This window comes from Embleya sp. AB8, from assembly GCF_049739465.1.
GTDB lineage: Bacteria > Actinomycetota > Actinomycetes > Streptomycetales > Streptomycetaceae > Embleya.
This window is the reverse complement of the sequence record NZ_JBMHHY010000008.1, coordinates 169,581-188,784: the sequence shown is the minus strand read 5'-3', so window position 1 is coordinate 188,784 and position 19,204 is coordinate 169,581. Positions and strand designations below refer to the sequence as shown.

14 protein-coding genes are annotated in these 19,204 nt (G+C 72.8%); all 14 read right to left on the bottom strand.

The features are described 5' to 3' along the window. Positions 1–31: 31 nt before the first annotated feature. Positions 32–796, bottom strand: coding sequence for a GntR family transcriptional regulator (locus ABIA38_RS13840; protein ID WP_424638884.1), 765 nt, complete (start codon positions 794–796; stop codon positions 32–34). 103 nt (positions 797–899) lie between these two features. Then, entirely contained in the window at positions 900–2,144 is a 1,245-nt protein-coding gene (locus ABIA38_RS13835; RefSeq protein WP_424638883.1) for an MFS transporter, read from the bottom strand. Positions 2,145–2,176: 32 nt separating this feature from the next. Then, positions 2,177–4,033: an asparagine synthase (glutamine-hydrolyzing) gene (gene asnB / locus ABIA38_RS13830; protein ID WP_424638882.1), complete on the bottom strand. Its 1,857-nt coding sequence runs from the start codon at positions 4,031–4,033 to the stop codon at positions 2,177–2,179. 45 nt (positions 4,034–4,078) lie between these two features. Then, positions 4,079–5,911, bottom strand: a complete 1,833-nt coding sequence (gene asnB, locus ABIA38_RS13825) for an asparagine synthase (glutamine-hydrolyzing) (RefSeq protein ID WP_424638881.1) — start codon at positions 5,909–5,911, stop codon at positions 4,079–4,081. After that, positions 5,869–8,505, bottom strand: coding sequence for an FAD-dependent oxidoreductase (locus ABIA38_RS13820; RefSeq protein WP_424638880.1), 2,637 nt, complete (start codon positions 8,503–8,505; stop codon positions 5,869–5,871). The genes asnB (ABIA38_RS13825) and ABIA38_RS13820 overlap by 43 nt, the downstream gene beginning before the upstream one ends. Beyond that, on the bottom strand, positions 8,505–9,254 hold the full coding sequence (locus tag ABIA38_RS13815) for an SDR family NAD(P)-dependent oxidoreductase (RefSeq protein WP_424638879.1): 750 nt from the start codon (positions 9,252–9,254) through the stop codon (positions 8,505–8,507). The genes ABIA38_RS13820 and ABIA38_RS13815 overlap by 1 nt, the downstream gene beginning before the upstream one ends. Positions 9,255–9,321: 67 nt before the next feature. Continuing rightward, on the bottom strand, positions 9,322–10,677 hold the full coding sequence (locus ABIA38_RS13810; protein ID WP_424638878.1) for an amidase: 1,356 nt from the start codon (positions 10,675–10,677) through the stop codon (positions 9,322–9,324). After that, positions 10,677–11,657: an alpha/beta fold hydrolase gene (locus ABIA38_RS13805; RefSeq protein WP_424638877.1), complete on the bottom strand. Its 981-nt coding sequence runs from the start codon at positions 11,655–11,657 to the stop codon at positions 10,677–10,679. Before ABIA38_RS13805 ends, ABIA38_RS13810 begins: the two co-directional genes overlap by 1 nt. 34 nt (positions 11,658–11,691) lie before the next feature. Further along, complete coding sequence (locus tag ABIA38_RS13800; RefSeq protein ID WP_424638876.1) at positions 11,692–12,462, bottom strand: hypothetical protein; 771 nt, start codon at positions 12,460–12,462, stop codon at positions 11,692–11,694. A gap of 1 nt (position 12,463) precedes the next feature. Further along, positions 12,464–13,519, bottom strand: coding sequence for a 3-deoxy-7-phosphoheptulonate synthase (gene aroF, locus ABIA38_RS13795; RefSeq protein WP_424638875.1), 1,056 nt, complete (start codon positions 13,517–13,519; stop codon positions 12,464–12,466). Next, complete coding sequence (locus ABIA38_RS13790; RefSeq protein WP_424638874.1) at positions 13,516–15,444, bottom strand: dipeptide ABC transporter ATP-binding protein; 1,929 nt, start codon at positions 15,442–15,444, stop codon at positions 13,516–13,518. The genes aroF and ABIA38_RS13790 overlap by 4 nt, the downstream gene beginning before the upstream one ends. Further along, positions 15,441–16,307, bottom strand: a complete 867-nt coding sequence (locus ABIA38_RS13785) for an ABC transporter permease (RefSeq protein WP_424638873.1) — start codon at positions 16,305–16,307, stop codon at positions 15,441–15,443. Before ABIA38_RS13785 ends, ABIA38_RS13790 begins: the two co-directional genes overlap by 4 nt. Continuing rightward, positions 16,304–17,299 carry an ABC transporter permease gene (locus tag ABIA38_RS13780; protein ID WP_424638872.1) on the bottom strand — a complete coding sequence of 332 codons (996 nt, stop codon included), beginning with the start codon at positions 17,297–17,299 and terminating at the stop codon, positions 16,304–16,306. The genes ABIA38_RS13785 and ABIA38_RS13780 overlap by 4 nt, the downstream gene beginning before the upstream one ends. Continuing rightward, complete coding sequence (locus ABIA38_RS13775; RefSeq protein WP_424638871.1) at positions 17,299–18,957, bottom strand: ABC transporter substrate-binding protein; 1,659 nt, start codon at positions 18,955–18,957, stop codon at positions 17,299–17,301. The genes ABIA38_RS13780 and ABIA38_RS13775 overlap by 1 nt, the downstream gene beginning before the upstream one ends. Positions 18,958–19,204: the final 247 nt, after the last annotated feature.

The window sequence follows — 19,204 nt, the reverse complement described above, 5'->3', positions numbered from 1 at the left end:
GTCACGCCCCGCCCGGTCACGCCCCGCCCGGTCAAACCCCGCCCGGTCGGTCCGCATCCGCGCCGTCCGCCGTGGCGAAGTCGACCGTGTAGCCGTGGCTGGCGGCCGGATACCAGGAGTGGGCGATCTCCACCGGCGTGCCGGATTCGGTGCGGACGATACGTTCGGTGTACAGGACCGCGCCGCCGTGGCCGATGGACAGGCGGTCGCCGATGTCGGGTTCGGCGGTGCGGGCCAGGATGGTCTGCCGGGCTCGGGTCAGGCGCACGCCGGATTCCTTGAGGAGGTGGAGCACTCCGACGGATTTGAGCCGGCGGCGGGACAGCAGGCGGCCGTAGGCGTCGGGGAGGTAGTTGCGGTGGTACGCGAAGGGGGCGTCCGCCGCATCCATGACCCGTTCGACGATCGTGCCTCGCCCGTCCGGCAGTTCCAGGGCGCGGGCCACCGCCGGCGGGAGTTCGCGGCGGTGGGCCAACGTCAGTTCGCGGACCGTGTGGGTGTTGGCGGACGCGGCGGTGAGCAGGTCGTGCATGTCGCCGTGGAAGACGTAGCGTTGCGGCTTCCGGGCCACGTCCAGGACGAAGGTGCCACGGCCGTGCCGGCGGGCCAGCAGTCCCGCGTCGGCGAGTTCCAGGACGGCTTGGCGGATGGTCGCGCGGCTGACCCCGAACTGCTTCGCGAGATCCTGCTCCGGGGCGAGTTGGTGCTCCGGCGGGTAGTCGCCGTCGAGGATACGTTCGCGCAGGATGCTCGCGATCTGGTGGTACAGCGGGATGGGTGACGAGTGATTGACCATGCGGCTTCCGGCTCGACGTGCGCGAAACGCGCGACGTGCTCGACCCGCCGGACCTGCTCGACCCGACGGTACGGTACGGCCCCTGTGGCCGGCAGGCATTGTCTCACTCGGCCCCACCCCCGGCCTCGCGCCCGGCCCCACCCTCGGCCTCGCGCCCGCCGCCGCGCATCGCCGCGATCGAGCCCCCCGCCGCGAGTGCGGCCATCACCCCGCCCGCCACCACCACCGCTCGGGTACGGTCGTCCCCCTGCCCCATCAGCCACACCCCCCACGATGTCGCGCCGTACAGGACGGCCAGGTTCCACGACAGCGCCACCGCCGTGAACCCCGGTGCCTGCGCGGCCACCAGCGTCTGCTGGTTCGTGTCGAACGCGCCCGCCGCGAGGAACCACACCAGGATCGCCGCCAGGTTGAGCCACAACGGCCGGGCACCCACCGCGATCAACAGCGCGATCAGCAGCACGACGGTCCATACCGGCAGCAGTCGGCTCTCGGTACGGCCACGCGCCCGGGCCGCGTCCCCCGCTCGCCCACCCAGCGCCGCGCCGACGAACATGCCCAGCCCACTGAGCAGTCCGACCGATCCCAGCGCGGTGGCGGACAGCTCGTAGCGGGTGTCGAGGACGTCCGCCAGGTACGTGTACGCGCCCAGGTTCGCGGCATGGAACGCGAACGTGATCGCCAACGTCCGCCGCAGCGACCGGTACGTCCACACCTTCGACAGCGCCCGCAACCCCGCCCCCGGCACCGACGGCGCAGGTCGGAAGTCGGCACCGCGCAACCCGTACACCAACACCGGCAATACCACCACCGCTCCCGCCCCCAGCAGCGCGAACGCCCAATGCCACCCGGCCACATCCGCGACGAACCCGCCCAGCGGCACGCCCAACACCTGGCCGAGCGCGAACGCCGCCATCCCCGCGCCCATCGCCGTACCCCGCACCGCCTCCGGCGCGGTGGCCACGATCCACGTCCAGATCGCCGGACCCGCCATGGCCACCCCGAACCCGGCGATCGCCCGCGACCCGATCAACAGCACGAAGTCCCCGGTCAGTGCGGCGATCACATTCCCCGCCACGAACAGCACCGTGCCGACCCCGACCAACACCGCCGGCCCCAGCCGCGGATAGGCCAACCCCAGAAACGGCCCGGCAACGGCCTGCACCAGCACATACGCGGTCACCAGGTGCGCCGCCGAGGTCACCGAGACCCCCAGGTCGGCAGCCACCTCCGGCAACAGCGGCGACACCAGGTACATCTCGGCGCCGACCATGAACAGGAACAGATACACCGGCAGATAACCGACCAGCACCCGCCGCGTCGGCTGCGCCGGCGCCGGCGCAGCCACCGATCCCCCGTCCACCCGGGCCGCACCCCCGCTCACAGCGGCAGTTCCGGGTCGTAGGCGCGCAGCCACACGTCGAAGTTCAGCGCCAGTTCGGCCCCGACATTGCTGATCAGGCTGCCCTGTTCGGACACGGTGACCGCGTCGTGCAGCGCGTCCTCGTCGAACAGTTCCGGCAGCCGGCAGCCGGGATCGGCCAACCGCTCGGCGAGTTGCTCACGCAGCGCCCGTGAGTACACCGGGTCGGGCGTGGACGGATACGGACTCTTGGGCCGGTGCAGCACGGCATCGGGCAACAGATCGGCGACAGCGGCGCGCAGCACGCTCTTCTCCCGCCCGTCGTGCGTGCGCAGGGTCCATGGGATGTCCTGGACGTATTCGACCAGCCGGTGGTCGCAGAACGGCACCCGCACCTCCAGCCCGACCGCCATGCTCAGTCGATCCTTGCGGTCGAGCAGCGTCGGCAGGAAGCGGGTCAACGCGAGATGCCCGATCTCGTCCATCCGGTGCTGCTCGGCCCCCGCGCCGTCGTGGTGGCGGACCTCCGCCAACGCCGTCCGGTACTGGTCGGCGACGTAGTCCTGCACCCCGAACCGCTCCCGTACGTCCTTGCGGAACAGCGCCAGGATGCGCTGGTGCAGCCGGCCGTGCGCGGGCGAGTCGGCCAACCACGGGAAGGTGTCCGCGTGTACGGCGTCGGGGTGGTGGAACCACCGGTAGCCGCCGAACACTTCGTCCGCCGATTCGCCGGACAGGGCGACGGTCGAGTGCTCGCGGATCGCCGCGAACAACTGATGCAGGCTCAGGTCCAGGTCACCGATGCCGATCGGCAGATCGCGGGCGCGTACGCACGCCTCGCGTACCCGCGGCGCGGCCAGTCGGGCGCCGTCGAGCACGATGTCGCGGTGTTCGCTGCCCAGATGGGCTGCGGCGAGGCGGACGTACGGATCGTCCTCGGTCGCGGCGGGTTCGCCGGCGGCAGAGGTGAACCCGACCGAGAACGAACGTGGCGGCCGGCCGCCCGCCGGTCGGGCGAGCGCGGTGATCGCGGACGAGTCCAAGCCGCCGGACAGCAGCGTGCACAGCGGTACGTCGGCGACGAGTTGGCGGGTGACGGTGTCCGCGAGCAGCTCGCGAACGTGCCCGACGGTGTCCTCCCAGGTGTCCCGGTGCTCGCGCGGTTCCGGTGCCCAGTAGCGCAGTTCGGCCGCCGAGCCGTCGGCCCGCACCCGCAGCAGGTGCCCCGGCCGTACCTCGCGCAGGTCCGCGTAGGGCGCCCGGCCCGGCACCTTGAGCAGTGGCAACAACAGTTGGATCAGGCCCTCTTCGTCCACGCGCGGCCGGCCGGCGCCGGGGTGCGCGAGGATCGCCTTGGGCTCGGAGCCGAAGAGCACGCCGCCGGGGGTGCGCCGGTAGTACAGCGGTTTGATGCCCAACCGGTCGCGGACCAGCCAGAGTTCGCGGGCGCGGGTGTCCCAGACGGCGAACGCGTACATCCCGTTGAATCGTTCGGCGGCGGCCGGTCCCCACGCATGCCAGCCGGCGAGTACCACCTCGGTGTCACCGGTGTTGCGGAACACGTGCCCGAGAGCCGAGAGTTCGGCGCGCAGCTCACGGTAGTTGTACAACTCGCCGCTGTAGCTGAGCACGAGTCGTTCGTGACCCGCCTCTCCCAGCGGCATCGGTTGGGCACTGCCGGTGAGGTCGAGGATCGCGAGTCGTCGGTGGCCGAGCGCGGCCGGTCCCGAGTGCCACAGGCCCTCGGCGTCCGGGCCGCGGCAGGCCATGGTCCCGGTCATCGCGGCGAGCACACGTCGGCTCTCGCCGTCGCCGGTCGGCGATTCGTCGGGGTGCGGGTGGTGGTGGTCCACCCAGCCGGTGATGCCGCACATGGGCCGGTCCTCCCAAATCGAGCGAGGTCGAGAAAAGTGGTGGGGTCAGCGGATCCGGACGCGGTACGCGCGCAACCACGCATCCACGCCGAGCAGGTAGCCGAGCCCGGCCGTGGCGCTGCTCGCCGCCCGCGGGCTGGGCAGCGGCCGGCCGGCGTCGACCAGGGCGGTGACGGCCGCACGGTCCACGAGTTCGAAGACGGGCGCGACGGGGTCGGCGAGCAGGTCCGCCACGCGCGTGCGCAGCGCCTGCGGGTAGCCGGGGTCGGGATTGGCCGGGAACGCGCTCTTGCGCCGGTGCACGACCCGATCCGGGAGCAGATCGGCGACCGCGCGGCGCAGCAGGTGTTTCTCCTCGCCGTCGGCGAAGCGCACCGCCCAGGGCACGTTCCACACGTACTCCACCAAGCGGTGGTCGCAGAACGGCACCCGTACCTCCAGGCCGGTGGCCATGCTCATCCGGTCCTTACGATCCAGCAGCGCGGGCAACCAGCGGGTGAGGGCGAGGTAGGAGACCTCCCGCACCCGCGCGTCCCGGCCACGCTCACCGGGCAGGCGCGGCACCTGCGCCAGGGCCTCCTCGTACCGCGAACGCGCGTACTCCTGCGGTCGAACGCGCGCGGATACCTCGGGGCGCAGCAGCGCCGCCGGGGTCTCGCGGCCGTACAGCCACGGGAAGCCGTCGTGGGCGAGCGCGGCCGGGTCGCGGAAGTACGGGTAGCCGCCGAAGACTTCGTCGGCCGATTCGCCGGAGAGCGCGACGGTGGAGTGCCGGCGGACCCGCTCGAACAGCAGGTACAGCGAGACGTCCATCTCGCCCCACCCGGGCAGGTCGCGGGCGCGCAGCACGGTCTCCTCGTAGCGACGCACGTCTCCCGGGTCGACCACGATCGTGGTGTGGTTGGTGCCGAGGTGGTCGGCGACGGCCCGGGCGAAGGGTTCGTCGCGGCTGTCGTGCCACGCCGTGCGGCGGAATCCGCGTTCGCCGTCGGGGAAGTCGACCGAGTAGGTGTCGAGTTTGCCGCCCGCGCGGGCCGACTCGGCGGCGGCCAGGGCGGATACGGCACTGGAGTCGACGCCGCCGGACAGCAGCGAGCCGAGCGGGACGTCGGCGACGAGTTGGCGGGCGACGGTGTCCCGGAGCAGTTCGCGGACGTGGGCGGCGGTGGTCTCGGGGTCGTCGGTGTGCGGGTGTGCGGGCGGGTGCCAGTAGGCGGTTTCCGTGACGCCTCGCTCGGTGGCCCGGACGAGGTGTCCCGCCCGTACCTGGCGCAGTCCGGCGAAGATGCCGTGTCCCGGGGTGGGCGCGGTGGGCAGCGCGAACAGTTCGGCGATGCCGGAGTCGTCCAGCGCCGCCTCGAACAGCGGGTTGGCGAGGATCGCCTTGGGTTCGGAGCCGAACAGCAGGCCGCCGGGGTAGGGGTGGTAGTACAGCGGTTTGATGCCCAACCGGTCGCGGATCAGGAGCAGTTCGCGGGTGCGGGCGTCCCAGATCGCGAAGGCGTACATGCCGTTGAGCCGGGCGGCCAGTTCGGGGCCCCATTCGAGGTAGCCGCGCAGTACCACTTCGGTGTCCGAGCGGGTGTGGAACCGGTGTCCCCGGGCCGCGAGTTCGGCGCGCAGTTCGGTGAAGTTGTAGATCTCGCCGCTGTAGGTGAGCACGACGTCGTTCGCGTCGGCGGCCATCGGTTGGCGACCGCCGTCGAGGTCGATGATGGACAGGCGGCGATGGCCGAGGATCGCGTGCGGCGAGCACCACAGGCCGCTGTCGTCGGGTCCTCGGCAGGCCATGGTCGCGGTCATCGCCTGGGCACTCGTGTGGTGTTCGGGGGTGGTCAGGTCGCGTTCGGTGTCGATCCATCCGGTGATGCCGCACACGGGGTGCTCTCCTGGGGTTGGGTGGCGGGGCAGCAGGCGGGGACGGTGGGTCCCGGGTCGGTGCCGGGTGGCGCGGAAGGGCGACATCGGCCGGTGAGGTGCAGGTCGATTCCGTAGACCCGACAGCCCGGCTCCAGCGTCGCGCGGGTGGCGCGCAGGCCGTCCTCGCGCCAGTAGGTGGCCTCCTCGGGGCCGAGCGGGCGAGCGCCGGGGGCGCCGACGCCGAGGATCTCCAGGCGCACCGCATGCGCGGTCACCGGGTTCGGGAGTGAAATCACGTTGAGCCGCCGGTGGTTGCCGGTCGTGTGGTGGATCTCGCGCCACGGTGCGCCGGCGCCGTCGGCCCCGCTGCCGGTGCGCACCAGCAGCCGGTAGTGCGAGACACATTGGGGTGGTTGCCACAGGCCGGGCGCGGAGCTGATCCGGGCGTTGAGGTCGGTGTCGAAGCGCACCCGTACCTGGTCGAAGGTGGCCGGCGGGTCGTAGCCGAGGTCCAGGTGTTGGGGCAGCGGCGCGGCCGGGTCGGACATCCACAGATTGGGCCACGCGTGCGGCCAGTGCCGGCCGTTGATCGCGTTGTCGGGCCCGTAGGGGTATTGCTCCGGCGTGGGACGCAGGGTCAATGCGGTCCATTTGTCCGGGGCCCAGTGGCGGTACGCCGGGATGTCGATCTGGTCCGGATGAAACGGCCCGCCCGCCTCCGTCGTCGGGTCCGGGCCGCCGGCCGACTCGTGCCGGAACTGGGCGGTGGTGCCCGGGGGTTGGTCGGTGGCGGCGAGCCAGTGGGCGGCGGCGAGGGCCGGGCCGCCGGGCGCGCCGGCGGCGGCGACGCCCAGGGCGAGGCGGTGCAGTCGACCCGGGCGGACCGCGGCGTGCACGGCCAGCACCACGGGTCCGGCGCCGGGTGGGATCCGGACGATCCCGGCGGCGACGGGCCGCCCGTCGTCGCGCGCCCACAACGTGTCGATCTCCTCCAGCCGCCAGCCGGAACGCAGTTCGTCCGCGCCGTCGTTGCGTACGTGTACCTCGATCGTCTCCAGTCGCTCGCCGGCCACCGGGAACACCTGGGCGCGCGGTACGGACAGGCAGCGGACCGCGGCGGGGTCGGGCCGGCCGAGGTCGAACCGGGCCTGACTGCTCGCGTGGGCACGGGGTTCGGGCAGGCGGGGGTCGGGTCGCTCGCGCAGACCCGGGATGCGGACGTCGCTGTGCAGGATGCGCTGTTGGATGCGGTCGATGTGCGGCCCGTCCGGGCGGGCGGCGGCGCGCGGGGTGAGGTCGTGCGCGAGGGCGTAGGCGGCGGCGGTGCCGACGGCCTGGCCGAGCATGCCGAGGGTCTGCTGGACGCGCAGCGCGCCGAGGGCGACATGCGTGGCGCTGAGGCAACGTCCGCCCACCCACAGGTTGGCCACGTCGCGGCTGTAGCAGGCGCGCAGCGGTACGCCGAAGGGTGGTACGCGCGACCAGTGCCGGTAGTTGGCGTCGGCCTGGGAGGGCTCGCCCGGGTCGAGCTTGTTCAGCAGGCCGCCGACGGTGTGCAGGTCGAGGTACCAGCCGGCGGTGCCGATCCGGTCCGGCCAGTCGGGGTCGCGGTGGCAGTCCCATTCGGTGATCACCACGTCGCCGAGCAGCCGGCGGCTCTCCCGGCGTCCGGGCAGCGCGCCGATCCAGTCCAGCGCGTGGCCGGCCAGGCGTTCGCGTTCCGGGTGGTGGTTCTTGAGGTGGTCCCAGACACCCAGCGCGTGCGCGAGGAGTTCGTCCCGGACCTCCTCGGCGCCGGTGATCTGGTGGTACGGGTAGCCGATCTCCAGCCACCAGAAGCCGCCGAACTCGGGGCGGTGCACGTTGCGCAGGTCGCGAAACGCGCCGATGGCCTTGGCGGTCGCGTAGTGCTCGGCCCACTCGGGTGCGAGGTAGGGCACCGGGCGGCCGACGTCGCGCGCGTGCAGCATGATGGTGCTGCCCGAGGTCGCCCGGTCGCGCACGCGCGGGGCCAGCGGTTCGCCGAACTCGGCACGGCTCTCCCGGCCGTAGTCCCAGGACGCGCCCGCCAGATAACCGACGGTGCCGTTGCCGGTACAGTCCGCGAACTGCCGTCCGTACAGCCGGATGTCCTTCTCCGTCGTCGACTGGACGGCATCCAGGCGGACGATCTCGCGACCGTGCGCACCCGCGCGTACCTGCGCCGCGCGCACCACGGCGTTGCGGATCACCCGCAGACCCGGTTGCCGTCGGGTGGCGTCCAGCAGGGTCAAGTCCCAGCCGGAGTTGGTCAATCCGCCCTCCCAGAACTGCGCGTGATTGGCCGCGCGGTCGTCCAGGAGCAGGTCCTCGACGATGCCGGTCTCCCGCGCCCAGGCGGACACATGGCCGGCGCCGGCGGGGATGACCCGGACCTCGCTGGACGAATTGCCGCCCAGCACCGGGCGATCGTGCACCAGTACGGTGTCGGCGCCCTCCCGTGCCGCGGCCAGCGCCAGACACAGCCCGGCCAGCCCGCCGCCGACCACGACCAGATCGGCACGGACCTCGTCGACATGCCGGGGGGGCGCATCCGCCGGGTTCGCCGGCGTCGCGAACGGGTGGCCCTCCATCAGTAGTCCCCGTTCGCGGACCAACCGCCGTCGAAGCGCAGGGTGGTCGCGGTGACGGCGGCGAACGTGTTGCCGGCCAGGGCCTGGACGAACGCGGCGACCTCGTCCGGCTCGAGCAACCGCCCCTGCGGCGTCCGCGACCGGATGCGTTCCTCGACCAACCCGCCGGTGGCCAGGGCCCGTTCGACCATGGGGGTGCGGGTGTAGCCGGGGCTGACGCCGACGACGCGCACCCCGTCCTCGGCCCACTCGACGCCGAGCACCTCGGTGAGCATCACCACCCCGGCCTTGGCCGTGCAGTACGCGGCCCGGTTGCGCCCGGCGCGGTGCGCGGTGATCGAGGCGATGTTGACGATCAGCCCGCGCCGGGCGGACAGGGCCGCGTGCAGCGCCCGGCTGGTGTAGAAGACCGCGTTCAGGTCGACGGCCAGCACCCGGTCCCACCGCTCCGGCGCCAGCGTCGCAGCCGCCCCCGAACCGCCGATACCCGCCGCGTTGACGAGCAGATCGACACCACCGGGGAGGTCACGAGCGGCGGCGGCAACGGCCTCGTGGTCGGCCACGTCCACGCGCCGCCACCGCACCCCGTCCGGATCCCGCCCGTCCTCGGGCGCCACCAGGTCCCACCCGGTGACTTGCCAACCGGCCCGTACCAACCGTCGCGCGGTGGCCGCGCCGATGCCACTCGCCGCACCGGTCACCACGGCCGTCCGCGCATGGGGCGAAGACGCCTCGGGCTCGTCCGTCATCGTGTGTCCTTCACTGTCGTCGTCGGTACTGTCGTCGTCGGTTTCGAAGATCGAAGGCGATGGGGTCTCATCGCCCCCACGGATGTGCGCCGGCCGTGCCGGGCGGTGCCGGCAGGGCGCCGATCGCGGCCTCGTAGCCGGCACCCGCGCGCAACACCGCCGCGTCACCGCCCGGGCTTGGACCGCCGAGGAACTGCACGGCCAGCGGCAGTCCTTCGCTCGTGAGGCCGGCGGGCACGGTCAGGGCCGGCGCCCCGGCCAGCACTGCGGGACGGCACAGGCGGGGGTACAGCCCGGTGACCGACTCCCGTGTGCCGTCCGCGTGTTGCACATTCACCGCGTCGAGATCGACGGCGGGAACCGGCACGGTCGGCACGATCAACACGTCGACGCCGCGCGTCGCCCGCGCCCAGTCACGACGCAGGTCGGCCAACCGCCGACGCAACGCGGCCCGCGCGGCGGCGTCCACGCGCGCTCCCGCGCGAGCCGCGTCGCCCACCGACCCACCGGGCAGGGCACGTCGGCCCACCCGGACGGATGTGTCGACCGCGATGACGGTACGGGTGAGCTCGCCGTCGAAGAAGCTCTCTCCCACGTGGGCCTCCCGCAACACCGCGCCCCGCCCGCACAACACTCGCGCCGCGTGTGCCACGGCCGCCGTCACCTCCGGGGCGCACCGCTCGCGGAAGCGGCCCCCCGGCACGGCGATCCGCAGGCCGCGCAGATCACCTCCGGCCCCGGTCCGACCCGCCTGCGCGAGGCCCGCGTCCAGCACACCCAGCAGTGCGGCGACGTCCTCGACCCGCCGGGCCAGCGGGCCGACCTCGTCGAAGGTCTCCGACATGACCGCGAGGCCCCGCCGGTCCACCCGTCCGGCGCCGGGCCGCATCCCGACCACGCCACACAGCGCGGCGGGGATGCGGACCGAGCCCACGGTGTCGCTGCCGAGCGCGGCGGGCACCAGGCCGGCGGCCACCGCGACCGCGGAACCCCCGCTGGACCAGCCGGGGGTACCCGAGCGGCACCACGGATTGCGGGTGGGCGAGTCGAAGTCGAACAACGCCGGCGCGATTGTGGTCCCGACCAGCACCGCGCCCGCCGCCCGTAGCGCCTCGACGGCCGCCGCCGCCCGCCGGCCCGGCGCACCGGTGTCGAACACCCGCTTGACCGCGACCGGTACGCCGTGCAGCGGCCCGAGCGCGACACCGGGAGTACGCACCTGCCACTCGGCGCGCTGCGCCGCGTGCCGCGCACCGTCGAGATCGACCTCGTGGAACGCGCGCAGTCCCGGGTCCAGTGTCCGGATCCGCTCGACCTGCCAGGCCAGCAACTCGACCGGCGACACCACTCGCTCGCGCACCAGGCGCGCCGCCTCGACCACGCCCGGGCCCGCGTCCCGGGCGATGCCCACTGCCGCGCACATCACGCGTCCCGCCCGGGCGCGACCGCCCCGGCCGGCTCCACCACATCCGCGCCGAACGTGAACGTCCGCGCCGGTGCGCCCGCGAGCAGCCCCAACCACTGTGCCAACAACGCATGGAACCGTTGCGGCTCCTCCAGGTGCGGAAAGTGCCCGGTGTCCTCCCACACCAGGCTCCGCGAGGCCGGCCCGGCGCCCGGCGCCCGGCTCGACGCCAGTACGCCCGCCTCCCACCGCGCCCGCCGCCGATCCCGATTCAGCGCCAACACCGGACCCGCCCGGCCCTCCAGATAGCGACCGCCGGCCGGTTCGGCGGAGATCGCCCCCTCCGACAGATGCAGATCCGCCAGCGCCCGCCAGATGGTCTCCCGGGGCGTGTCCCTGGCCCGCCGGAACAGGTACTCGCGCAGCCGCGCATGCCGCCGCGCATCCACCGATCCCGCGACGAGTTCGGCGCCGAACTCCGCATCCCCGTCCCGCAACCGCGCCACCCACGGCTCGACCCGCGCCCGATGCCCCGCCGGTCGGCCGTACGCCGGGTCCACCACGACCAGCCCGGCCACCGGCACCGACCACTCGACCGCGAGCACCGACGCGACGACGGCCCCGAGCGAATGACCGACCAGCACCACGGGACCGGCCACCACCCGCGCCCGCACCAGGAACGCCAGGTCCGCCGCGAGCAGTTGCGGCCGGTAGCCGTTCGGTGACGGCGCCGATCCGCCATGCCCACGCAGGTCCGCCGCCAGCACTCGACGCTCCGGCGAGAACCGCGCGACGGCGGCGTCCCAGTCGTGCGCGTCGGCTCCCCAACCGTGCACGAACACCACCGCCGGCTGCGCGCCGTCGACCGGCCCGACATCGACGTAGGCGAGCCGACCACCGGGACCGTCGAGATACGCACGTTCGAGCGCGGGCGCCAGGCCCGGCCCGCCGACCCCGGCTTTGGTTTTGGCCAGGCCGTCCACCGGCGGCGTCACCACGGGAGTTCCCTTCGCCGCGTCCCGATCCCCGAGTTCACGAGCCGCCACCACCCTCGCCGGGACTGCTCGCCGTCCACCGGCATCCGCGCCCGCCGCTCCCGTCGCCGTCGCCTTCCTCCGCCAGTAGCTCGAACTCCGGCCGATAGCCCCGCGCCGCGATGTTCGCGGCCGTCGCCGCCGTGCAGAACTCGCACGGCGACGCCAACGTGATCGGCACACCCCGGCGGCGCGCCGCCTCGCGGTAGTCCCAGATCGAGCAGTGCGAGATGAGCAGCTCGGACCGCTCCCGGGATGCCTCGACCACCCGATAGCGCGAGCCGTACAGCTCGGCCTGACGCCGCACCCGCCCGATCACATCCGCGCTGCCCCCGCCCGCGTCCCGCTCGACCGCGCCGTGCACCGCCGCGTTGGCCCGGGCCCAACCCGCCAACTCGCCGTGCCCGTAGTGCCCGACCACGAAGCGTTCCATCAGCGCCTGGGCGCGGAAGAACACCCGCTGCCAAGCCCCGGGATCCGCCTGCGCGTTCGCCGGGAGGTCCGCGAAGATCGCCGACTGCACCTCGATCCACGCCCGCAGCGCCGCACCCGCGTGCTGCTCGACGAGGTACTTGGTCATGCCGGCCACCGCCTCGAACAGCCGTTGTTGCCACAGCCCGACACGTTCGGCATCGGTCATCTCCGGACCGGCGACCGGCCCGCCCGAGGGCCCCTCGGTGCGTAACGCCGTCTCCTCCTCGACCGTCTCCTCCTCGACCGTCTCCTCCTCGACCGTCTCCTCCTCGACCATCACCTCCTTGACGGTCACCTCACACCGCCTCGGCCGCAGGCGCCCACTCCGGACGCACCAGCGGTCGATCCACCGCCTGGAGCACCCGCTCCAGGGCCTCGATCAGCTCGCCGAACTCCCGCCCGGTCAGCGCCTGATCGGCATCACACAGGGCACTCTCCGCATCGGTGTGCACATCCATCAGCAGCCCGTCCGCACCCGCCGCGGCGGCGGCCAGCGCCAACGGCCGCACCAGGTCCGCCCGCCCGCTGGCATGGCTCGGATCGACGATCACCGGCAGATGGCTGACGTGCTTGACCACCGGTATCGCACTCAGATCGAGGGTGAAGCGGGTGGATGGCTCGTACGAGCGAATGCCCCGCTCGCACAGGATCACGTTCGGATTGCCCTCCAACAGCACGTACTCCGCCGCCAACAGCCACTCCTCCACCGTCGCGGACAGGCCGCGCTTGAGCAGTACGGGCAGGCCGGAACGGCCGGCCTCGCGCAGCAGCGGATAGTTCTGCATGTTCCGCGCGCCGATCTGCAGGATGTCCGCACTCTTCGCGACCCGTTCGATCCACGCCGGCTCCAACACCTCGGTGACCACCGGCAGTCCGGTCCGGGCCCGCTGCTCCTCCAGAAGCTGCAGCCCGTGCTCCGCCAAACCCTGGAAGCTGTACGGCGAACTGCGCGGCTTGAACGCACCGCCGCGCAACACCGATGCACCGCCGTCGGCCACCACCCTGGCCACCGCGTCGAGTTGCCCGGCGCTCTCCACCGCGCACGGCCCGGCGGCCACGACGAACCCGGGGCCGCCGATCAGCACGCCCGCGCCGACCTCGACGGTGGTCGTGGTCGGGCGGAACACCCGTGAGGTCAGCCGATATTTGCCCGGTACGACGGTGACCTCGGCCACCCCGGGCAGGCCGCGTATCCACGTACTCTGCCCTGATGTCACTTGGCGTTCGGATACCAGTACGGCCCGTCCGCCGGCATCCGTTCCGGGCGTGGTGGCCACGCCCTCCAAGGCGAGTTGCGCCGAGATTCCGGCGGCCCGTACGGCGTCGATCTCCTGCTCCAGTGTCACGATCACGAATCTGTGCTCCTTGGCTCGGACGACTCCGCCGTGACCCCGTTCCCGGGCGACGGATCGGCTTGGGGTTCGATCGGGGTATCGGATGGGGGTTCGGTGGGGATCTCGGATGGGGGTTCGGTGGGGATCTCGGATGGGGGTTCGGTGGGGATCTCGGACGGGGGTTCGGTGGGGATCTCGGATGGGTCGCGCCGCCGGGTCGCGTCGTCCCGACCGGGAAGCGCGCGCAGCAACTCTCGGGTGTAGTCGTGTCGGGGGCGGGCGAACACCCGCTCGATGTCGCCCTGTTCCACCACCCGGCCGTCCCGCATGACCAGTACGCGATCACAGACATGGTGGACGACGCCCAGATCGTGGGAGATGAACAGCAGCGCCAGGCCGTAGGCGCGCCGCAGTTCGGCCAGCAGATCGAGGACCTGCGCCTGCACCGACACATCCAGCGCGGACACCGGCTCGTCGCAGATCAGCAGGTCGGGCTCGGTGGCCAGGGCCCGGGCGATCGCCACCCGCTGTCGTTGTCCGCCGGACAGCGTGGCCGGTCCGCGCCGCAGATGCTCCGGCCCGAGACCGACCCGCCGCAGCAACTCGACGGTACGCTCCCGGCGTTCGACCCCGCGCCGGACGCCGACCGTACCGAGCGCCTCGCCCAGCAACCGGGCCACACTCCAGCGCGGATCGAACGAACCCAGCGGATCCTGGTGAATCACCTGGACCCGACCGCGCCTCGGCCGCCGCGCCCGTTCGGGGACCGCACTCCACGGTTCGCCGCCGAACAGCACGGTCCCCGAATCCGGCCGTACCAGGCCCAGCAGCAGGCGCGCGACGGTGGTCTTCCCGGACCCCGACTCGCCGACCACGCCCACGGCCTCGCCCGGCCGGATGCTCAGCGACACGTCGCACACCACCTCGCGCACGCTGCCGTCGAAGTCGACGTAGCGCTTCCCGAGCCCGTGCGCCTCCAGGAGCGGCCCGTCGGGGTCGGGGCGCGTACGACGCACGGACGGCGCACCTCGTAGGTCCTCCCCCGACGCCGGTGCCGGCCCCGAGTCTGGCCCCGGCGCCGGCCCCGGTGACAACCGCCGACCGCGCGTGCGCGCCGACGGAACGGCGGCCAACAACAGCCGGGTATAGGGGTGTTCCGGTTCGCCCAGCACCCGATCCACCGGCCCCTGCTCGACGATCACCCCGCCGCGCAGCACCGCCACCCGATCGGCCACCCGCGCCACCACGGCCAGATCGTGGCTGATCAGCAACAGGCCCATCCCCTCGGCGCGGCGCTGCGCAAGCAGGTCGAGGATCTGCGCCTGCACGGTGACATCCAGCGCCGTGGTGGGCTCGTCGGCGATCAACAGCGCCGGCTCCGCCGCCAACGCCGAGGCGATCAGGGCCCGTTGCCGCAGACCGCCGGAGAGCTGATGCGGATACTGACGAACCCGCCGCGCCGGATCGGGAATCCCCGCGTCGGCCAACAGCTCCAGCACCCGGGCCTCGACCCGACCGCGCGGCACCACCCGATGTGTCCGCAGCGGCTCGGCCACCTCCGCGCCGACCGTACGCAGCACATCCAACGACACCATCGCGTCCTGCAGCACGAACCCGATCCGCCGCCCGCGCACGCCGCGCCACGCACGTGCGTCGAAGCGGGTCGCGTCGCGCCCGTCGACCAACATCCGGGCGCAGGACACCCGCGCCCGTGCACCGGCCAGGCCGACCAGCGCCCGCGCGGTCACACTCTTCCCGGAGCCGGACTCCCCCACCAACGCCAGGCATTCCCCGGCGGCCACGGACAGGTCGACCCCGTCGACGGCCCGCACCCGGTGCCGACCGCTACCGAAGTCCACGCGCAAATCGGTGACTTCCACCAACGCGGAGCCGACTCGCAGCGGTTCGAGGAGGACGGGTGCGTCCCGAGTGGGCGCGGTCATCGGCCCACCTCCGCGCCACGCGCCCGCAGCCGGCGGCCCAGCACGGTCACCGCCAACACGATCGCCGCGATCGCCAGGCCCGGGAAGACGGTGGTCCACCACGCGGTCTGCACGAAGTCCTGGCCGTCGGCGAGCATTACGCCCCACTCGGCGGCGGGCGGGCGCGGGCCCAGGCCCAGGTAGCCGAGCGCGGCCCCGGAGACCACGGCCGTACCGGTACCGATCGAGGCCAGCACCAGGAGCGGCCCGAGGGTGTTGGGCAGGATGTGCCGCAGTACCAGGACCGGCCGGGACAGGCCCAGCGCGACACCGGCCTCGATGTACTCGGCCCGGCGCACCACGAGCGCACGGGCACGGACCAGGCGGGCGTAGCCGGGTACGGCCGCGACCCCGATCGACACCAGCACGTTCGCCGTACCCGGACCGGTCACGGTGATCACCAGGAGCGCGAGCAACAACTCCGGGAAGGCGGTCAGCACATCGGTCACCCGCATCAGCAGCGCGTCGACCACCCGCCCACCCAGTCCCGCCGCCAAGCCGAGGACCGTCCCGCCCAGCGCGCCGATCGCGGTGGCCCCCACCCCGATCTCCAACGACAACCAAGTCCCGTGCACGACCCGGGCGTAGACGTCACGGCCGAGCTGATCGGTGCCGAACAGGTGCTCCCCGTCGGGCGGTTGCAGTGCCTGCGCGGGAGCGGTCGCGTCCGGCGAACGGTCGGTCAACAACTGCGGCCACAGCGCGGCCAGCGCGGCGGTGGCCACCACGAGCACCGCGAGCACCACGCCGGGCCGCAGGCGCAGCCGGGTCGCCCGCTGCCCGGGGCTCGCGGAGCCGGCGAGCACATCCGCGGTGGCGCTCATACCGCACTCTCCTTCGGCCGGGATCGACGGATCCACACCGCACGCCGGGGCGCCCGGGCGCGGGCGGTCCGCAGTCGCGGGTCGAGTGCCGGATAGGCCAGATCCACCAGGAGGTTGACGCACGTGAAGGCCGCCGCCGAAAGCAGCACGATCGCGGTCACCACCGGGGTGTCCCGAGAGCCGACCGCCGCCAGCAGCACCCGGCCCAGGCCCGGTCGGGCGAACACCGTCTCGGTCAACACGGCCCCGCCGAGCAGACTGCCGGTCACCCAACCGGCCAGCGTCACGACCGGAATCGCCGCGTGCCGCAACGCGTGCCGCAGCAACACCAGCGCCTCCGGGACCCCGCGGGTACGCACGGTGAGTACGAACGGCTGGGTGAGCGCGTCGTCCAGCGCCTCGCGCAACACCTGGGCAAGCACCCCGGCCACCGGCAGCGCGAGGGTGACAGCCGGCAACACCAGTGCGGCGAAACCCTGATCCCCGGCGACCGGGAAGAGTTGCCAGCGAAACGAGAAGAAGGTCAGGGCCAACAGCCCGAGCCAGAACGACGGCAACGACACCGCCGCCAACTCCGCGCCGGAGACCAGGCCGCGCAACACCCGACCACGACCGGCGGTCAGCAGCGCCGTGGCCACCGCCAGGACACCTGCGAGCGCGACGGCGGACAGTGCGAGCGCGCAGGTGGGCCATACCTGGTCGGCGAGCACCCGGCTCACCGGCTGCCCCAACTGGTAGGAGCGACCCAGGTCGCCGCCGGCCAGACGGGCGAGCCAGGTGCCGTACTGCACGACGAGCGGCCGATCGAAGCCGTACTCGTCGGTGATCTGCCGGCGCAGCCCCGGACCGGCACTGACGGTGGGTCCGAGGATGGCGTCCACCGGATCGCCGCCGATCAGATGCAGCGCCACGAACGCCACACTCGCCGCACCCCACAACACGACCACGCCGGCGAGCAACCGGCGAACCAGGTATCCGACGAACGGGCCCATCAGCCGCGCCCGTTCAGCCACACGTCGCGAAACAGCGGCCACGCGTTCGCATCGAACGCCAACCCCCGCACCGCACCGGTCGTCGACACCACCCGCCGCCCGACGTAGGTGGGCAGCGCGTAGGCCTGATCGGCGATCCGCGCCTGGACGTTCGTGTACAACGCCGCGCGCTGCGCGGGATCGGTACGCTCCGCTGCCTCGCGCAACCACCCGTCCAGCTGCGAATCACGCAGCCGCGCCGCATTGGTGCCGCCCTGCGCGAACTGCTGTTCGGAGTCGAACAGGGTGCGCAGCAGGTCGGGTTCGGACCCGCCCCAGCTGAAGCCGATCAGGTCGTAGCCGCCGGCGTTGCGGCGCGGCAGGTAGTCGTTGGCGGTCGACTGCACGAGGTTGAGCCGGATCCCGACCTTCTTCAGGTCGGCCTGCACACCGACGTCGAGCGTACGTCGGTCGGTCACGGTGTACTCGGGGACGAACGGCAGATCGATGTTGAAGGTACGGCCGTCCTTCGTCCGATATCCGTCGGCATCGCGCCCGGTCCAGCCGAGTTCGTCGAGCAGGCGGTTCGCGGTCGCCTCGTCGTGCCCCCAACTGCCTTCCAGGGCACGGTCATAGCCGGTGGTGGACGGCCCGAGCACGCTGAACGCCGGTGCTGCGCGGCCGAAGAACACCGCCTTGAGCAGCGGGCCGAAGTCCACCGCGGCGCGCACCGCCAGGCGGGCGCGGCGGTCGTCGAAGGGTGGTCGTTCGGTGTTGAGGAAGTAGGTGTAGCCCAGTCCCGGGAGGTCCGCGGTACTGGTGCGCAGGCGCCGATCGGCCTCGATGGCGGCGACGTTCTGGGCCGGTACGTTGTCGATCGCGTCGACCTGACCGCTGCGCAGCGCGCCCACCCGGACCGAACCGGTGGGCAGGTATCGGATCACCAGCTTGTCCAGGTGGGCCGGTCCCGGATGGGCCGCGCTCTGCGGGGCCCACGCATAGTCCGGGTTGCGGACGAACTCGTCCTGCCGGCCCCTGACATGCGCGGCGAACCGGAACGGCCCGGTCCCGACGGTGCCCGGGCCGCCCGCGCACAGGTCGGCGGCCCGGACCTGGAGCGAGCGCGGCGAGTGCATGCCCAGGTAGGTGGTGGCGACCGCGTGCAGGAAGGGTGCGAACGGGCGGGTCAGCTTGACCCGTACGGTGCGCGGGTCGACCACGGTCGTGCTCTCGTAGGGTCCCATCAGCGAGGCGGCGAACTGGGATTTGGTGCCCGGGGCGGCGATGTGGTCGAGATTGGCCTTGACCGCGTCGGCGTCGAACGGCGTGCCGTCGGTGAACTTGACGTCCGTCCGTAACTCGAAGGTGTAGGTGGTGCCGTCCGGGGACAACGTCCACGCCGTCGCCAGCCACGGGCGGTAGGTCCCGTCCGGTTCCTGCGACACCAGCGAGTCGAACACGTTGCGCAATACGACGGCGGTGATGTCGGCGGGGCTCACGTGCGGGTCGTAGCAGTCGGGTTCCTTGTCGGTGGCGAAGGTCAGGGTGCCGCCGGCCTTCGGCGGCCCGGCCCCGTCGCCGACCTCGACGCTGTTCCCCGTCGCCCCGGAACACCCGGCGAGCCCGGCCACCAGGGCCAGGACGCCGGCGCTCAGTCGCACTCTCGATCGCGTGTACATGTTCTCCCCGGGTTGATGGCACGGCACGGCGAACTCCCGCCCGGACGACGGCGAAAGGCCGGGGCGAGGTGGTCTCGATACGGGCTGCGGGCATACGGGTGTGCGGGCATACGGCGTACGGGTGTACGGGTGTACGGGTGTTACGGGTCCACGGATCGCGCGGGCAGGCGACAGCACGTCGGGAGTGCGTCACTCAACGGTGGCCGGCACCGTCCAGCCGCGCCGAACGGATGAACGGCGGCAGTCG

Bases quoted from the DNA above. Each gene is read 5' to 3' on its own strand.
- ABIA38_RS13840 (WP_424638884.1), bottom strand. From the start codon at position 796: ATGGTCAATCACTCGTCACCCATCCCGCTGTACCACCAGATCGCGAGC.
- asnB (WP_424638882.1), bottom strand. From the start codon at position 4,033: ATGTGCGGCATCACCGGCTGGGTGGACCACCACCACCCGCACCCCGAC.
- ABIA38_RS13820 (WP_424638880.1), bottom strand. From the start codon at position 8,505: ATGGAGGGCCACCCGTTCGCGACGCCGGCGAACCCGGCGGATGCGCCC.
- ABIA38_RS13815 (WP_424638879.1), bottom strand. From the start codon at position 9,254: ATGACGGACGAGCCCGAGGCGTCTTCGCCCCATGCGCGGACGGCCGTG.
- ABIA38_RS13810 (WP_424638878.1), bottom strand. From the start codon at position 10,677: ATGTGCGCGGCAGTGGGCATCGCCCGGGACGCGGGCCCGGGCGTGGTC.
- ABIA38_RS13790 (WP_424638874.1), bottom strand. From the start codon at position 15,444: ATGACCGCGCCCACTCGGGACGCACCCGTCCTCCTCGAACCGCTGCGA.
- ABIA38_RS13785 (WP_424638873.1), bottom strand. From the start codon at position 16,307: ATGAGCGCCACCGCGGATGTGCTCGCCGGCTCCGCGAGCCCCGGGCAG.
- ABIA38_RS13780 (WP_424638872.1), bottom strand. From the start codon at position 17,299: ATGGGCCCGTTCGTCGGATACCTGGTTCGCCGGTTGCTCGCCGGCGTG.
- ABIA38_RS13775 (WP_424638871.1), bottom strand. From the start codon at position 18,957: ATGTACACGCGATCGAGAGTGCGACTGAGCGCCGGCGTCCTGGCCCTG.